Source organism: Vibrio sp. 10N.261.52.C11 (assembly GCF_041471405.1).
Lineage (GTDB): Bacteria > Pseudomonadota > Gammaproteobacteria > Enterobacterales > Vibrionaceae > Vibrio > Vibrio crassostreae_C.
In genome coordinates this window covers 1-777 of sequence record NZ_JBFROI010000135.1, presented here as the reverse complement: position 1 = coordinate 777, position 777 = coordinate 1, and the positions used below count along the sequence as shown (strand labels likewise).

1 protein-coding gene is annotated in these 777 nt (G+C 48.0%); it reads right to left on the bottom strand.

Annotated features, from left to right (window positions below; translation table 11 throughout):
* A partial coding sequence (locus AB4323_RS24340) for an Ig-like domain-containing protein (RefSeq protein WP_372153530.1) occupies positions 1 to 777 on the bottom strand: 777 nt, incomplete at both ends.

Genomic DNA, 777 nt, shown 5'->3' with positions numbered 1-777 from the left:
TGGTCACCGTGCCAACTAATGCGCCATTACCGACCTCGGCAGAGTTGTAATACTCATCACCAAAACCATCAAAATCCACGCTGATGTCCACCAGCGTGTCTTTGACTATTGTGTCACTGGAGGTCGCTGTATTGCCCGCAATGTCGGTAACCGTAGCTTCTACCGTTAAGGTGCCTTCAGCAAAGGCTGAATAATCTTGGCCGACTAATGTCCATTCACCACCAGTAACTGTCGCGGTATAATTTTCTGACTTGCCATCAACATCGGTGATAGTGATTGAAACTTCTTGGCCATCTTCAACATTGGTCACCGTGCCAACTAAAGCGCCATTACTGACCTCGGCAGAGTTGTAATACTCGTCACCAAAACCATCGAAATCGACACTGATGTCCGCCAGCGTGTCTTTGACTATTGTGTCACTGGAGGTCGCTGTATTGCCCGCAATGTCGGTAACCGTGGCTTCTACCGTTAAAGTGCCGTCAGCGAAGGCTGAATAATCTTGACCTGTGAGAGTCCATTCGCCACCAGTGACTGTCGCGGTATAATTTTCTGACTTGCCATCAACATCGGTGATAATGATGGAAACTTCCTGACCATCTTCAACATTGGTCACCGTGCCAACTAATGCGCCATTACTGACCTCGGCAGAGTTGTAATACTCATCACCAAAACCATCGAAATTGACACTGATGTCCGCCAACGTATCTTTGACAACTGTGTCACTGGAGGTCGCTGTATTGCCCGCAATGTCTGTAACCGTGGCTCCTACTGTTAAAA